The following is a 12,850-nucleotide window of genomic DNA, read 5'->3' on the forward strand; positions in this document are numbered from 1 at the left end:
GTGTTTCCAGGTTGTACACCCCTGCCCGTGTACGGTTCGAATGGAGATCGCATCATGCAGTTGCCCCGCCTTGTCACCCTGCTCGCGGGCCTGGGTCTGTCGACCCTGGCCCAGGCCGCCCCGACCCACTACCCGCTCACGCTGCAGAACTGCGGCATGCCGCTGACCTTCCAGCATGCGCCCGACAGCGCCGTGACCATCGGCCAGGCCGGCACCGAGATGTTCTACGCATTGGGCCTGGGCGACAGGCTGGTCGGCACCTCGCTGTGGTTCAACGATGTGCTGGCGCAGTACAAGGTGCAGAACGACAAGGTCGAGCGCCTGGCCGACAACGACCCCAGCTTCGAGGCGGTGATCGGCAAGCGCCCGCAACTGGTGGCGGTGCAGCTGGAGTGGATGGTCGGCCCGCAGGGCGTGGTCGGCACCCGCGAGCAGTTCCATGAGCTGAACATCCCCACCTACCTGATGCCGTCCGACTGCGAGGGCAAGGACAACCTGGTCGGCGCCGACGGCACCCGTCTGGAGCCGTTTCGCATCGACAGCATCTACAACAGCATCAGCCAGCTGGCCGAGATCTTCGACGTGCAGGCGCGTGGCGAGCGGTTGAACAGCGAGCTCAAGGCACGCCTGGCCAAGGCTGCCGCCACCGTGAAGGGCAAGGATCTGAAGGACACCAGCGCCCTGTTCTGGTTCTCCAGCGCAGACCTGGACATCGACCCGTACGTGGCCGGGCGCAAGGGTATCCCCGACTACATGCTGCAGACCCTGGGCGTGCACAACGTGGTGCAGTCCGATGAGGAATGGCCGACCGTGGGCTGGGAAACCATCGCCAAGGCCAACCCCACCTTCCTGGTGATCGCGCGCATGGACCGTCGTCGCTTCCCGGCCGATGACTACCAGAAGAAACTCGAATTCCTGCGCAGCGACCCGGTCACGCGCAACATGGACGCGGTCAGACACAATCGCATCGTGATTCTCGATGCACATGCCATGCAGGCCAGCACGCGCCTGTTCAGCGGCATGGAGACCCTGGCCTCGGCCATCAACGGCTTCGAACTGGCGCCATGACAGGCAGCGTTGTGCGCGGCCTGCTCGCGTGCCTGGCCCTGCTGCTGGCGATACTGGCAGGGGTGGCGATTGGCGAAACGCCGATCGCCCCCTCGGTGGTGCTGCAGGTGCTGGCCAACAAGCTGTGGGCCGCCGGGCACCTGCTGGACCCGATCGATGAAGGCATCGTGTGGAACTACCGCCTGACCCGTGCGCTGGTGGCCGCCGCCTGCGGCGCGGGGCTGGCCACCTGCGGGGTGGTACTGCAGTCGCTGCTGCGCAACCCGCTGGCCGACCCGTACCTGCTCGGCATCTCGGCCGGCGCCTCCACCGGCGCGGTGCTGGTGGCGCTGCTGGGGCTGGGCGCGGGGGCGATCACGCTGTCGCTGGGCGCCTTCGTCGGGGCCATCGCGGCCTTCGCGCTGGTGGCGCTGCTGGCCCGTGCCAGCGGGCCGTCCAACAGCACGGGGCAGATCATCCTCGCCGGGATCGCCGGCTCGCAGCTGTTCAACGCGCTCACCGCCTTTCTGATCACCCGGTCGGCCAGTGCCGAGCAGGCGCGCGGCATCCTGTTCTGGCTGCTGGGCAACCTCAGTGGCGTGCGCTGGCCGTCGGTGTGGCTGGCGGTGCCGGTGGCGCTGGCCGGCCTTGCGGTGTGCGTGTGGCATCGGCGGGCGCTGGACGCCTTCACCTTCGGCAGCGACTCGGCTGCCTCGCTGGGCATCCCGGTACGCCGCGTGCAGGTGCTGCTGATCAGCTGCGCGGCGCTGGTGACGGCAGTGATGGTGTCGATCGTGGGCGCCATCGGCTTTGTCGGGCTGGTGATTCCGCATGCGATGCGGCTGCTGTTCGGTACCCCCCATGCGCGGCTGCTGCCGGCCAGCGCGCTGGGTGGCGCGCTGTTCCTGATTGCCGCCGACGTGCTCTCGCGCACCCTGATCAAGGGCCAGGTGATTCCGGTGGGGGTGATCACGGCGCTGGTCGGCGCACCGGTGTTCGCATTGATACTGATTGGCCGCAGGAGCGCCCGATGAACGCTGTCACCCACCCGCTGGATGAAGCTGCACTGCGCTGCACCGGCCTGGGTTTGAAGGTGCGCGATGCCGTGCTGCTGGACGCGGTCGACCTTGAGGTGCGCCGTGGCGAGACCCTGGGTATCGTCGGCCCCAACGGCTCGGGCAAGTCCACCCTGCTCAAGCTGCTGGCCGGGCTGCGCACGCCCACCTGCGGCGAGGTGCACCTGGGCAGCAACGCGCTCAGGCAGCTGCCACGCCGCGAGGTGGCGCGGCGGTTGGCAGTGGTCGAGCAACAGGCCGACACCAGCGATGCGATCAACGTGTTCGATGCCGTGGCCCTGGGCCGCACGCCGTGGTTGTCGGCGTTGCGCCCGTGGTCGGCAGACGATCACGCCATCGTGCAGCAGGCCCTGGCCGACGTGGATGCCACCCACCTGGCAACACGCAGCTGGCGCAGCCTCTCCGGTGGCGAGCGCCAGCGCGTGCACATCGCCCGGGCCCTAGCGCAACGCCCGCAACTGCTGTTGCTCGACGAGCCAACCAACCACCTCGACATCCAGCACCAGCTGGGCATTCTGCGCCTGGTTCAGGCGCTGCCGGTGACCACCCTGATCGCCCTGCACGACCTCAACCAGGCCCTCACCTGCGATCGCCTGGCCGTGCTCGAGCGCGGGCGCCTGGTGGATGTCGGCCCGCCGTTGCAGGTGCTGACCCCGCAACGCCTGCAGGCCACCTTCGGGGTGCAGGCGCACTACCTGACCGACCCCTTCGACGGCGCGCAGATCCTGCGCGTTCGTTCCTCTTGACCTGAAATGGATAGCCCGCCCATGCGCCTTGCCGCCTTGCCCCTGCTGCTCGCCAGCGCCCTGCCCGCCCCTTCGGTATCGGCCGAGGTGCACGAAGTGAAAATGCTCAACCGTGGTGCGACCGGCAGCATGGTGTACGAGCCGGACTACCTGCGCATCGCCCCCGGCGATTCGGTGAAGTTCATCGCCACCCAGAGCGGGCACAATGCCGCCTCGCTGCCCGGCCTGCTGCCCGAAGGCGCCGAGGCGTTCAAGGGCAGGATCAACCAGCAAATCGAGCAGACCTTCAACGTGCCGGGCCTGTACGGCATCCAGTGCATCCCGCACCTGTCGATGGGCATGGTGATGCTGATCCAGGTCGGTGAGCCCGCCGCCACGCCACCGAGCCTGCCGAGCACCTTGCCCAGGCGTGCAGCAGATCGTCTTGCCGCCCTGCTGCAACGCGAGGCCGCACAATGATCGCACTGCGCACCCGTTCGGCCCTGCTGCTGGCATTGGCCGGGCCGGCGCCCCTGGTGCTGGCCGAATCGGCCCAGGAGCAGGCCAACGGCCTGGTCGAAGACAGCACCTGGAGCCTGCTCAACCGCAGCGTGTACGACAACCGCGAATACCGCCACGGCATGCGCAACAGCGGCGCACGCAATGCCTACAAGCCCCGTGCCGAGCGCAACGGTTATGCCGAGGAATGGGCCTATGGCCTGATGGGCACGTTGCAGTCGGGCTTCACCCAGGGCCTGATCGGCGTGGGCGTGGATGCCCATGCCTACCTTGGCGTGCAACTGGACAGCGGCGGCGGACGCGCCGGCAAGGCGCGCCTGCTGGGGCTGGACAACCACGGCCACCCCAAGAACGAATTCAGCCGCGGCGGCGCGGCGGTCAAGCTTCGGGCCTCCTCCACCGTGCTGTCGTATGGCGAACAGCGGGTCAAGACCCCGGTGTTCAGCTCGTCCGACAGCCGCCTGCTGCCCGAAACCGCCACCGGGGTGCTGGTCACCAGCAATGAGTTCGAAGGGGTGAAACTGGTAGGCGGGCACTTCACCGAGAGCACCGACCGCAACGCCAGCAGCCATGACCAGGGGTTCGTGGTGAACTACTCCAACGCAGCAAAAGGCGATGCCTTCGACCTGGCCGGGGTGGTCTACAGCGCAAGCCCGAGCCTCAGCGCCAGCCTGTACACCTCGCGCTACGAAGATACCTGGAACCAGCACTACCTGGGCGGCACCTTCAGCCATGCACTGGACGCCAACCGCTCGCTCACCTTCAACCTCAACCTGTACCGCACCACCGACACCGGCAAGGCGTTGTCCGGGCAGATCGACAACACCACCTGGAGCCTGCTCTCGACCTACGCACAAGGGCCGCACAGCTTCAGCCTGGGCTACCAGAAGGTCGATGGCGACACACCGTTCGACTATGTGACCCGTGGCGCGATCTTCATCAGCAACGCCGTGCAATTGTCGGACTTCAACGCCCCCAACGAGCAGTCGTGGCAGGCCCGCTACGACCTGGCGATGACCCCGTGGGGCCTGCCCGGGCTGGTGCTGAGTGCGGCGTATGTGCGCGGCAGCCGCATCGATGGCAGCCACGTCGACCCGCGTGGCGGCTATGCGTACCTGGGCTACGGCGAAGGCGGCAAGCACTGGGAGCGCGACCTGGAGGCGCGCTACGTGGTGCAGGGCGGCGTGGCCAAGGGCACCACCGTGTCGCTGCGGCACAACGTGCACCGGGGCAACACTGCCCAGGCCGAGCTGGATGCCGACCAGATCCGTTTGGCGGTGGAATACCCGCTCAACGGGCGCTTCTGAGGTTCAGCCGGCGGGCAGGCGACATTGCATGTGGGTGGTCTGCCACACCGGGTCGGCTTCCACATCGATGATCTCGAAGCCATGTTTTTGCCAGAAACCAATGGCGCCTGGCAGAAACGGATGGGTGTGCAGGTACAGCACCTGCACCTGGTCCTGCAGCGCCAGCTCACGCAACGCGCGGTACAACTCACCGGCCAGCCCGCTGCGGCGATAGGCCGGCAACACGAACAGGCGCACCACTTCCACCACCTTCTGCCCACGGTAGTCGAGCTGGCGGAAGCGGTGGTCGTAAGGCAGGTAGCCGATGGCCGCGACGATCTGGCCATTGCAGCGGGCCAGCAGGAAACGCCCCGCGCCGTGCAGGTAGACCTGTTCGAACTGCTGCAGGTCTGCCGGCATCCCGGTGGCGGCGAGCTTGGGGAACAGCGCGGCGCGGGCCTGCATCACGAATGCTACGGCAGCCTGCCTGTCGTCGGCGCCGGCCTGGTGCAGCGTGATCGGCTCAGGGCGCATAGCGCAGCGGCAGGCGGGTGGAGTACTTGATCTGCTCCATGGAGAAGCTGGAGCTGATGTCGGACAGGCCCGGAATGCGGATCAACTGCTTGTACACCGCGTCGTAGGCGGCCACGTCCGGCACCACCACGCGCAGCAGGTAGTCGGTGTCGCCGGCCATGCGGTACACCTCCAGCACTTCGTCGATACCGGCCACGGCGGCATGAAAGCCGGCCAGCCAGTCGGCGTTGTGCTGGGTGGTCTTGATCGAGACGAACACCACCACGCCGACATTGAGCTTCTTGCCGTCGAGCAGGGCCACGCGGCCGCGGATGATGCCGGCCTCTTCGAGCTTCTGGATGCGCCGCCAGCAGGCGGTGGTGCCCAGGCCGATCTGCTCGGCGATATCGCCCACCGCGCGGGTGCAGTCGGTTTGCAGAAGGTCGAGTATTGCCCGGTCCAGCTTGTCCATGCAGAAGCCTTTTGGTGGGGAGAGGCGTCGGGCATTTTCCATCAGGTGGGCGGGGTGTGTCACGGGGCAGGCAGCAGTGCGGTGACGGTGGCGGCCCCTTGCAGGAGCTGGCCTTGCCAGCGAAGGGGCCGGGGAACCGTCAGACACGAAGCCCCGGGCCTGTAAAAACGTTACCGCATGCAAACGCCTACAGCGTCGCCACACTGCTCACGATGCGCAGCGAAAGGCCCTCATAGCCATCCAGATTGATGGTCATCTCCCCCGCTTCGCTCAGCTCGCCCTCCAGCCGTTCGTTGATCATGTCCACCACCGCGCCGGGGCTTACATCCGGCAGATGCAGGGTTTCGCTCAGTGGCTCGGCACCGAAGTTGAGTGCGGTGATCTGGATGCCCTTGCCTGCCGGCAGCTCGTGCACCATCAGCAGCAAGGCCGGGTTGGCCACCTCGGGGATCAGGATCTGCCGGCTCGCCGCAATCGCATAGGCCTGGCGCACAGCGAGCATGCGTTTCAGGCTGCTGGCAAAACTGTCGGGCTGCTGCAACTGGCTGGCCAGGCTGCCATACAGCGAACGCGCACGCGGCAGGCCTTCGGCCGAGAGCTGCGCCTCCACGTCCAGGTCGGCCAGGTCATAGGCGCCGCGATGAATCCAGCGGGTGTCGCCGTCACCCATCAGCCCCTCAACCTGCTCGGGCTCCAGCGGCAAGGCGCCGACCAGGTCCCAGCCCGACAGCGCAAACACCCCCGGCTGCATGGCGTTGTACATGGCCAGCAGCAGGTGCACCTTCTGGATCAGCGCCAGCTGCTCGGCGTCGATGCTGCCCAGGTCGCGAATGCCCAGCGCGGCAGTGATGATGCTGACCGTGGTGCACGACACGCCATTGGTCACGAACTTGAGGTTGTACGGCGCGTGCTCGCCCGCCAGGCCCTCGTACATCTCGCTGCGGATATGCTCGCGCAGGATGTTGCCGGGGAAGGTCTGGCCCTTGTACAGGTAGCTGTCGTTGGCGTGCAGGGTCCAGAAGTGCACCAGCTCCAGGGTCAGTTCATCGTGGTTCTGCAGGGCATGGATCAACGAGGCGGGGTCGATCTTGAACGCATGCATCTGGTGCAGCATCAGGCGCAGGAACTCGGTGTCGCCGGTCAGCAGCGCGTGCTGGTAGGCCGGGCGCGTGACGAAGTCGTAGGACAGGTCGGCGCCGCCGTGGGACATGTTGGCGATGTCGTCCAGGGTCAGGTTCAGTTCCTGGAAGCTGAAACCGCCGGCCTTGCGGATCATGCCGCCCAGCAGCTGGTTGCCGGTGACCGACAGCGGGTGGCTCTCCGACCAGGCCGGCCCTTCGGCGCGCCGCTCCACGCCGAGAAAGCCATTGGCATCCAGACGCAGGCCACGGGCGCCGAGCACGTCGATGGCGTGCAGGGCGTCGCCGATGATCAGCTGCTGCGCGGCAAAGCTTGGGTCCAGCCAGTTCAGCGATGGCTGGCCCTCCTTGAAGTAGTGCAGGTACACCCAGCGTCGCAGCTTGCCGTCGACCCCGAGTACCGGCGGCGTGGCGCTCCAGTCGGTTTCCTTGATGCCGGGTTCGAAGAAGATCACCCGCTGCAACTGGCCAACGATGTAGTGGCGGGCCTTGAGCTCGTCGCACATGGCCGGCGTGAGGTTGGCCGCATCGCGCCCGGCCGGCACCTCGGGCAGCAGGCCCCAGTCGGCTTCGCGGATCTCGATCATGTGGTACAGCCCGGGATAGTCGCCGTAGGCCATCTCGGCCAGGCGAAAATCGGCGCCCTTGCCGGTGTGCGCCGGGATCGAGTCGTCGATGGTCACCGCGTTGTGCGCCGAGGCCACCTTGCTCAGGTGCACCAGCTCGGCCTCGCTGCCGTAGCGCGGGTCGATGTCGAAGCTGATGCGGTCGAAGTTGCCGTCCACGCTGGGGGTGAACTCGCGCTGGGTGATGCCGCCCGAGCGCTTCAACGGCCCGGTGTGCACGCCCTGGATGCCCAGCTCCGACAGCGCCTGCCACAGCTGCTCATGGGCCAGCGCCTGCAACACCGAACCGCCCTCCTCGACGATGATCGAGGCCGGGTACACCGTCAGCCACACCGAGGCGATGGCACTGGCGTCGCGGGCGCGGGCCTCGGCGTAAGGGTGCAGCCACATGCGCGCCTGCCCTGCATACAGCCGGGCGCGGTCGCGGGCGGCTTGCAGCATGGACTGGCCTTGCAGCCATTCGATGGTGTCCTGGCCTCGCTGGGTCATACGCTTGCTCCTTCGACGGGGGGCCTGGGGTCGTGCCCTCAAGGTGTGAGTGGGTTTGACTGCAATCGTTCGCATTTTTTGCTGCGACCAGCGGGCAGATGTGGCAGAGCTCCGCCGCACGGCGCGCCTACCCCGGCCCACACGCCCTCAAACCCACCCCTCCAGCCGCAACGTCGCCCGCACCAGCCGCTGCTCCTCCTCCTCGATCTCCTTGAGGTTCGCGCAGATGCCCTGGATATGCGCAATCGCCGCCTTGCGCGCCTGTTCCGGCATTCGCCCGGTCACGGCGTTGTACAGCCGCGCATGCTGGCGGTCGATCTGGCGCTTCTGCACATCGCGGTGGTACAGGTTGTTCACCGAGGCGAACACCGAGTTCAACAGCAGGTCGGTCAGCGAGCGCAGCGTCTGCACCAGCACCGGGTTGTGCGAGGCCTCGCAGATCGCCAGGTGAAACGCATGGTCCAGGTGCGCATGCTCCGAGGCCGTCAGTGGCTGCTCATGGGCCGCCAGCAACGCCTCGTAACTGCGCCGTATGAGCACGAAGTCCGCCTCGGTGCCGCGCAGCGCCGCCAGGCGTGCCGACTCCCCTTCCAGCAGGCTGCGCACCTCGAACAGGTCGTACAGGGTGCGCGGCTGCGAACTGAACAGGTGCATCAATGCCGAGGTGCTGCCCTGCCCCGACAACTGCGCCACATATGAGCCCTTGCCATGCGCAGTCTCGATGATGCCCTTGGCGCGCAGCAGCTTGAGCCCTTCGCGCAGGGCCGTGCGCGACACGCCGAGCTTTTCGGTCAGGCGCCGCTCCGACGGCAGCGCCTGGCCGACCTTGAGCACGCCATCGACGATCAGCCGCTCGATGCGCTCGCACACCACGTCTGCCACCTGCATTGAAAGCGCTTCGCCCATCGTTCCTCCAACTGGTATGACCAGACACCGTGGGCTTTATGACCCTTGCCAGATCAATACATAACTAACTGTATTTATTGAATATTCATGAACAAGCTGGAAAAACCTCAGAAACAAACTGGTTCGACCAGTGATTTGAGCGATAGACACTAAGCCGCCGCCGGCCAATGATGCAAGTGAGCCGTGTTCCATCGAGCCTCCATAACAACAAGACAAGGGTCGTTAGCCTGCCCATGAACATTCTCTACGACGAACGCGTCGATGGTGCGCTGCACAGCGTCGACCGGGCCGAGTTCCTGCACACCCTGCAGAGCCGCCTGCCCGACCTGGATATCCTGCACGCCGCCGAAGACCTCAAGCCCTACGAGTGCGACGGCCTCTCGGCCTACCGCACCACGCCGATGCTGGTGGTGCTGCCGCGCCATCTGGAAGAGGTGCAGAGCGTGTTGCGCCTGTGCCACGAGCGCAAGGTGCCGGTGGTGGCACGTGGCGCCGGCACCGGTTTGTCCGGCGGCGCGCTGCCGCTGGAAAAGGGCGTGCTGCTGGTAATGGCGCGCTTCAACAAGATTCTTGAAATCGACCCGGCCGGGCGCTTTGCCCGCGTGCAGCCCGGCGTACGCAACCTGGCGATTTCCCAGGCTGCCGCGCCGCATGGGCTGTACTACGCACCCGACCCCTCCTCGCAGATCGCCTGCTCGATCGGCGGCAACGTCGCCGAGAACGCCGGTGGCGTGCACTGCCTCAAGTACGGCCTGACCGTGCACAACGTGCTCAAGGTCGAGATGCTCAGCGTCGAGGGCGAACGCATGACCTTGGGCAGCGATGCCCTGGACGCCCCCGGCTTCGACCTGCTGGCGCTGTTCACAGGTTCCGAGGGCATGCTCGGCATCATCACCGAAGTCACCGTCAAGCTACTGCCCAAGCCGCAGGTGGCCAAGGTGCTGCTGGCCGCCTTCGACTCGGTGGAAAAGGCCGGCCGCGCCGTGGGCGACATCATCGCCGCCGGCATCATCCCCGGCGGCCTGGAGATGATGGACAACCTGGCGATTCGCGCCGCCGAAGACTTCATCCACGCCGGCTACCCGGTAGAGGCCGAGGCCATCCTGCTGTGCGAACTGGACGGCGTCGAGGCCGACGTGCACGACGACTGCGAGCGCGTGCGCGTGCTGCTCGAACAAGCCGGTGCCACCGAAGTGCGCCTGGCCCGCGACGAAGCCGAGCGCGTGCGTTTCTGGGCCGGGCGCAAGAATGCCTTCCCCGCCGTGGGCAGGCTGTCGCCCGACTACTACTGCATGGACGGCACCATACCCCGGCGCGAACTGCCCCACGTGCTGGGGGCCATCGCCGACCTCTCGGCCGAGTACAACCTGCGCGTGGCCAACGTGTTCCATGCCGGCGACGGCAACATGCACCCGCTGATCCTGTTCGATGCCAACACCCCCGGCGAGCTGGAACGCGCCGAGGCGTTCGGCGGCAAGATCCTCGAGCTGTGCGTGAAGGTCGGCGGCAGCATCACCGGCGAGCACGGCGTGGGCCGCGAGAAGATCAACCAGATGTGCGCCCAGTTCAACAGCGACGAGCTGAGCCTGTTCCATGCGGTAAAGGCTGCGTTCGACCCGCTGGGCCTGCTCAACCCGGGCAAGAACATCCCCACCCTGCACCGCTGCGCCGAATTCGGCGCCATGCACGTGCACCACGGCCAACTGCCCTTCCCGGACCTGGAGCGCTTCTGATGAGCACCGTACTGTTCGACCCGGCCCACGGCAGCGACCGCAGCGCCGACCTGCTGGCCCGCGTGCAGCAGGCCATCGCCGAGCGCACCCCGCTGTTCATCCGCGGCGGTGCCAGCAAGACCTTCTACGGGCGCCCCGTCGACGCCCAGCCACTGGACCTCGCCGGGCACACCGGCATCGTCTCCTACGACCCCACCGAACTGGTGATCACCGCCCGCGCCGGCACGCCCCTGCGCGAGCTGCAGGCCGCGCTGGAGCGTGGCGGGCAGATGCTTGCCTGCGAAGTGCCGTGCTTTGGCGACAACGCCACGGTCGGCGGCATGCTCGCTGCAGGCCTGTCGGGCCCGCGTCGCCCATGGGCGGGTTCGGTACGCGACTTCGTACTGGGCACGCGCATGATCAGCGGCCTGGGCACGCACCTGCGCTTTGGCGGCGAGGTGATGAAGAACGTCGCCGGCTACGACCTGTCGCGCCTGCTGGCTGGCAGCCTGGGGTGCCTGGGGGTGATCACCGAAGCCTCGTTCAAGGTGCTGCCCAAGTACCGCTGCCGGGTCAGCCTGCGCCAGGCCATGCCGCTGCAGATGGCCCTGGACAAGCTCGGCGAATGGGGCCAGCAGCCGATCCCGCTGACCGCCGCCAGCCATGACGGCAGCACCCTGTACCTGCGCCTGGAAGGCAACGAGGGTTCGGTACGCGCCGCCGCCGAACGCCTGGGCGGCGATGCGCTGGATGACAGCTACTGGGACGACCTGCGCGAACAGCGCCTGGCGTTCTTCGACGACCCGCGCCCGCTGTGGCGCCTGTCGGTGCCGGCACTGACGGCGCCGCTGGCGATCGAGGGCGAGCAGTTGATCGACTGGGGCGGCGCGCAACGCTGGCTCAAGAGCAGCGCCGATGCCGACAGCATCCGTCAACTCGCCGCCGCCGCCAACGGGCACGCCACCTGCTTCACCCCGGGCGTGGTGGACAGCCCGTTCCAGCCGCTGGCCGCACCGATCCTGCGGTTTCACCAGACGCTCAAGCGCAACCTGGACCCTCAGGGCATCTTCAACCCCGGCCGCCAGTACGCCGACGTCTGACCCAGGAGCCACCATGCAGACCAACCTGAGCGAAGCGGCCAAGCGCCTGCCCCACGCCGACGAAGCCGAACGCATCCTGCGCAGTTGCGTGCACTGCGGCTTCTGCAATGCCACCTGCCCCACCTACCAGGAACTGGGCGACGAGCTGGACGGCCCGCGCGGACGCATCTACCTGATCAAGCAATTCCTCGAGCAGGACACCGTCAGCGAGAAGACCCAGCAGCACCTGGACCGCTGCCTGACCTGCCGCAACTGCGAAACCACCTGCCCGTCGGGGGTGGAGTACCACAAGCTGCTGGACATCGGTCGCGACGCCATCGAGGCCCGTGTACCCCGCCCGCTGGGCCAGCGCCTGCTGCGCAGCGGCCTGCGCGCCGTGGTGCCGCGCCCGGCCCTGTTCCAGGCGCTGGTGAGTACCGGCGAGCTGCTGCGCCCAGTGCTGCCCGAGGCATTCAGGACCCACCTGCCACGCAGCGTGGCACCGGCCCGGCAACGCCCCCAGGCCACCCATGCACGGCGCGTGCTGATGCTCGAAGGCTGCGTGCAGCGCAGCCTGTCGCCCAACACCAACGCCGCCACCGCGCGCGTGCTCGACCGCCTGGGCATCAGCATCACGCCGATTGCCCAGGCCGGCTGCTGCGGCGCGGTGGACTATCACCTCAACGCGCAGGACACCGGGCTTGAACGTGCGCGGCGCAACATCGATGCCTGGTGGCCAGCCGTGGAAGCCGGCGCCGAAGCCATCGTGCAGACCGCCAGCGGCTGCGGCGCCTTCGTCAAGGAATACGCCTACCTGCTGCGCGACGACCCGGCCTACGCGGCCAAGGCCGAACGCATCAGCGCCCTGGCGCGGGACATCGTCGAAGTGATCCGCGCCGAACCGCTGGAGCGCTTCGAGGCGTGCTGCGACCAGACCCTGGCCTTCCACTGCCCGTGTACCCTGCAGCACGCACAAAAACTTGGCGGCGCAGTTGAAGCCGTACTCAAACGCCTGGGCTTCAACCTTACCGAGGTACCCGACAGCCACCTGTGCTGCGGTTCGGCCGGCACCTATTCGCTGACCCAGCCGGTGCTGTCCAGGCAACTGCGCGACAACAAGCTCGATGCGCTGGAAAGTGGCCACCCCGACGTGATCGCCACGGCCAACATCGGCTGCCAGACCCACCTCGACGGTGCCGGGCGAACCCCCGTGCGGCACTGGATCGAACTCGTTGACCAAGCCCTCAACCCAGGAGCCTGA

At 67.3% G+C, this 12,850-nt stretch carries 12 protein-coding genes; 8 read left to right on the forward strand and 4 right to left on the reverse strand.

Features of this window, described 5'->3' with window-relative positions; all coding sequences use genetic code 11:
* Positions 1–54 precede the first annotated feature (54 nt).
* The 5 genes from DN387_RS20395 to DN387_RS20415 are packed head-to-tail and all read left to right on the forward strand — an operon-like array spanning position 55 to position 4,674.
* Positions 55–1,068, forward strand: a complete 1,014-nt coding sequence (locus tag DN387_RS20395) for an ABC transporter substrate-binding protein (RefSeq protein ID WP_054915150.1) — start codon at positions 55–57, stop codon at positions 1,066–1,068.
* Positions 1,065–2,081 (forward strand): iron ABC transporter permease, encoded by a 1,017-nt coding sequence (locus DN387_RS20400; RefSeq protein WP_043861192.1) that lies wholly within the window; start codon positions 1,065–1,067, stop codon positions 2,079–2,081. Before DN387_RS20395 ends, DN387_RS20400 begins: the two co-directional genes overlap by 4 nt.
* The gene (locus DN387_RS20405; RefSeq protein WP_054915151.1) at positions 2,078–2,869 is read left to right on the forward strand and encodes an ABC transporter ATP-binding protein; all 792 of its coding nucleotides are present in this window, start codon (positions 2,078–2,080) and stop codon (positions 2,867–2,869) included. Before DN387_RS20400 ends, DN387_RS20405 begins: the two co-directional genes overlap by 4 nt.
* A gap of 21 nt (positions 2,870–2,890) precedes the next feature.
* Positions 2,891–3,328, forward strand: a complete 438-nt coding sequence (locus tag DN387_RS20410; RefSeq protein ID WP_054915152.1) for a pseudoazurin — start codon at positions 2,891–2,893, stop codon at positions 3,326–3,328.
* Complete coding sequence (locus DN387_RS20415) at positions 3,325–4,674, forward strand: OprD family porin (protein ID WP_054915153.1); 1,350 nt, start codon at positions 3,325–3,327, stop codon at positions 4,672–4,674. Before DN387_RS20410 ends, DN387_RS20415 begins: the two co-directional genes overlap by 4 nt.
* Positions 4,675–4,677: 3 nt before the next feature.
* On the opposite strand, the gene DN387_RS20420 is transcribed toward DN387_RS20415, so the two are convergent.
* The 4 genes from DN387_RS20420 to glcC all read right to left on the reverse strand — a co-directional run bounded on the left by DN387_RS20420 (position 4,678) and on the right by glcC (position 8,798).
* Positions 4,678–5,187, reverse strand: a complete 510-nt coding sequence (locus DN387_RS20420) for a GNAT family N-acetyltransferase (protein ID WP_043861188.1) — start codon at positions 5,185–5,187, stop codon at positions 4,678–4,680.
* Positions 5,177–5,638, reverse strand: coding sequence for an Lrp/AsnC family transcriptional regulator (locus DN387_RS20425; protein ID WP_043861187.1), 462 nt, complete (start codon positions 5,636–5,638; stop codon positions 5,177–5,179). Before DN387_RS20425 ends, DN387_RS20420 begins: the two co-directional genes overlap by 11 nt.
* A gap of 187 nt (positions 5,639–5,825) precedes the next feature.
* Entirely contained in the window at positions 5,826–7,892 is a 2,067-nt protein-coding gene (gene treS, locus DN387_RS20430; RefSeq protein ID WP_043861177.1) for a maltose alpha-D-glucosyltransferase, read from the reverse strand.
* Between the two features lie 147 nt (positions 7,893–8,039).
* On the reverse strand, positions 8,040–8,798 hold the full coding sequence (gene glcC / locus DN387_RS20435) for a transcriptional regulator GlcC (protein ID WP_043861171.1): 759 nt from the start codon (positions 8,796–8,798) through the stop codon (positions 8,040–8,042).
* Between the two features lie 233 nt (positions 8,799–9,031).
* Here glcC and glcD point away from each other — a divergent pair, with 233 nt between their 5' ends.
* Genes glcD through glcF form a run of 3 tightly spaced genes read left to right on the forward strand, consistent with a single transcriptional unit; the run spans position 9,032 to position 12,850 of the window.
* Positions 9,032–10,531, forward strand: a complete 1,500-nt coding sequence (glcD, locus tag DN387_RS20440; protein ID WP_043861170.1) for a glycolate oxidase subunit GlcD — start codon at positions 9,032–9,034, stop codon at positions 10,529–10,531.
* A complete protein-coding gene (gene glcE / locus DN387_RS20445) occupies positions 10,531–11,610 on the forward strand; it encodes a glycolate oxidase subunit GlcE (RefSeq protein ID WP_054915154.1) in 1,080 nt (359 codons plus the stop codon). The genes glcD and glcE overlap by 1 nt, the downstream gene beginning before the upstream one ends.
* Positions 11,611–11,623: 13 nt before the next feature.
* Complete coding sequence (gene glcF, locus DN387_RS20450) at positions 11,624–12,850, forward strand: glycolate oxidase subunit GlcF (protein WP_043861168.1); 1,227 nt, start codon at positions 11,624–11,626, stop codon at positions 12,848–12,850.

The organism is Pseudomonas sp. FBF18, from assembly GCF_024261405.1.
Classification (GTDB): domain Bacteria; phylum Pseudomonadota; class Gammaproteobacteria; order Pseudomonadales; family Pseudomonadaceae; genus Aquipseudomonas; species Aquipseudomonas palmensis.

Excerpts from the sequence above, each read along its gene's own strand:
- glcC (WP_043861171.1), bottom strand. The coding sequence starts at position 8,798 with ATGGGCGAAGCGCTTTCAATGCAGGTGGCAGACGTGGTGTGCGAGCGC.
- DN387_RS20410 (WP_054915152.1), top strand. The coding sequence starts at position 2,891 with ATGCGCCTTGCCGCCTTGCCCCTGCTGCTCGCCAGCGCCCTGCCCGCC.
- DN387_RS20400 (WP_043861192.1), top strand. The coding sequence starts at position 1,065 with ATGACAGGCAGCGTTGTGCGCGGCCTGCTCGCGTGCCTGGCCCTGCTG.
- DN387_RS20415 (WP_054915153.1), top strand. The coding sequence starts at position 3,325 with ATGATCGCACTGCGCACCCGTTCGGCCCTGCTGCTGGCATTGGCCGGG.
- DN387_RS20425 (WP_043861187.1), bottom strand. The coding sequence starts at position 5,638 with ATGGACAAGCTGGACCGGGCAATACTCGACCTTCTGCAAACCGACTGC.
- DN387_RS20420 (WP_043861188.1), bottom strand. The coding sequence starts at position 5,187 with ATGCGCCCTGAGCCGATCACGCTGCACCAGGCCGGCGCCGACGACAGG.
- glcE (WP_054915154.1), top strand. The coding sequence starts at position 10,531 with ATGAGCACCGTACTGTTCGACCCGGCCCACGGCAGCGACCGCAGCGCC.
- treS (WP_043861177.1), bottom strand. The coding sequence starts at position 7,892 with ATGACCCAGCGAGGCCAGGACACCATCGAATGGCTGCAAGGCCAGTCC.
- DN387_RS20395 (WP_054915150.1), top strand. The coding sequence starts at position 55 with ATGCAGTTGCCCCGCCTTGTCACCCTGCTCGCGGGCCTGGGTCTGTCG.
- glcD (WP_043861170.1), top strand. The coding sequence starts at position 9,032 with ATGAACATTCTCTACGACGAACGCGTCGATGGTGCGCTGCACAGCGTC.
- glcF (WP_043861168.1), top strand. The coding sequence starts at position 11,624 with ATGCAGACCAACCTGAGCGAAGCGGCCAAGCGCCTGCCCCACGCCGAC.
- DN387_RS20405 (WP_054915151.1), top strand. The coding sequence starts at position 2,078 with ATGAACGCTGTCACCCACCCGCTGGATGAAGCTGCACTGCGCTGCACC.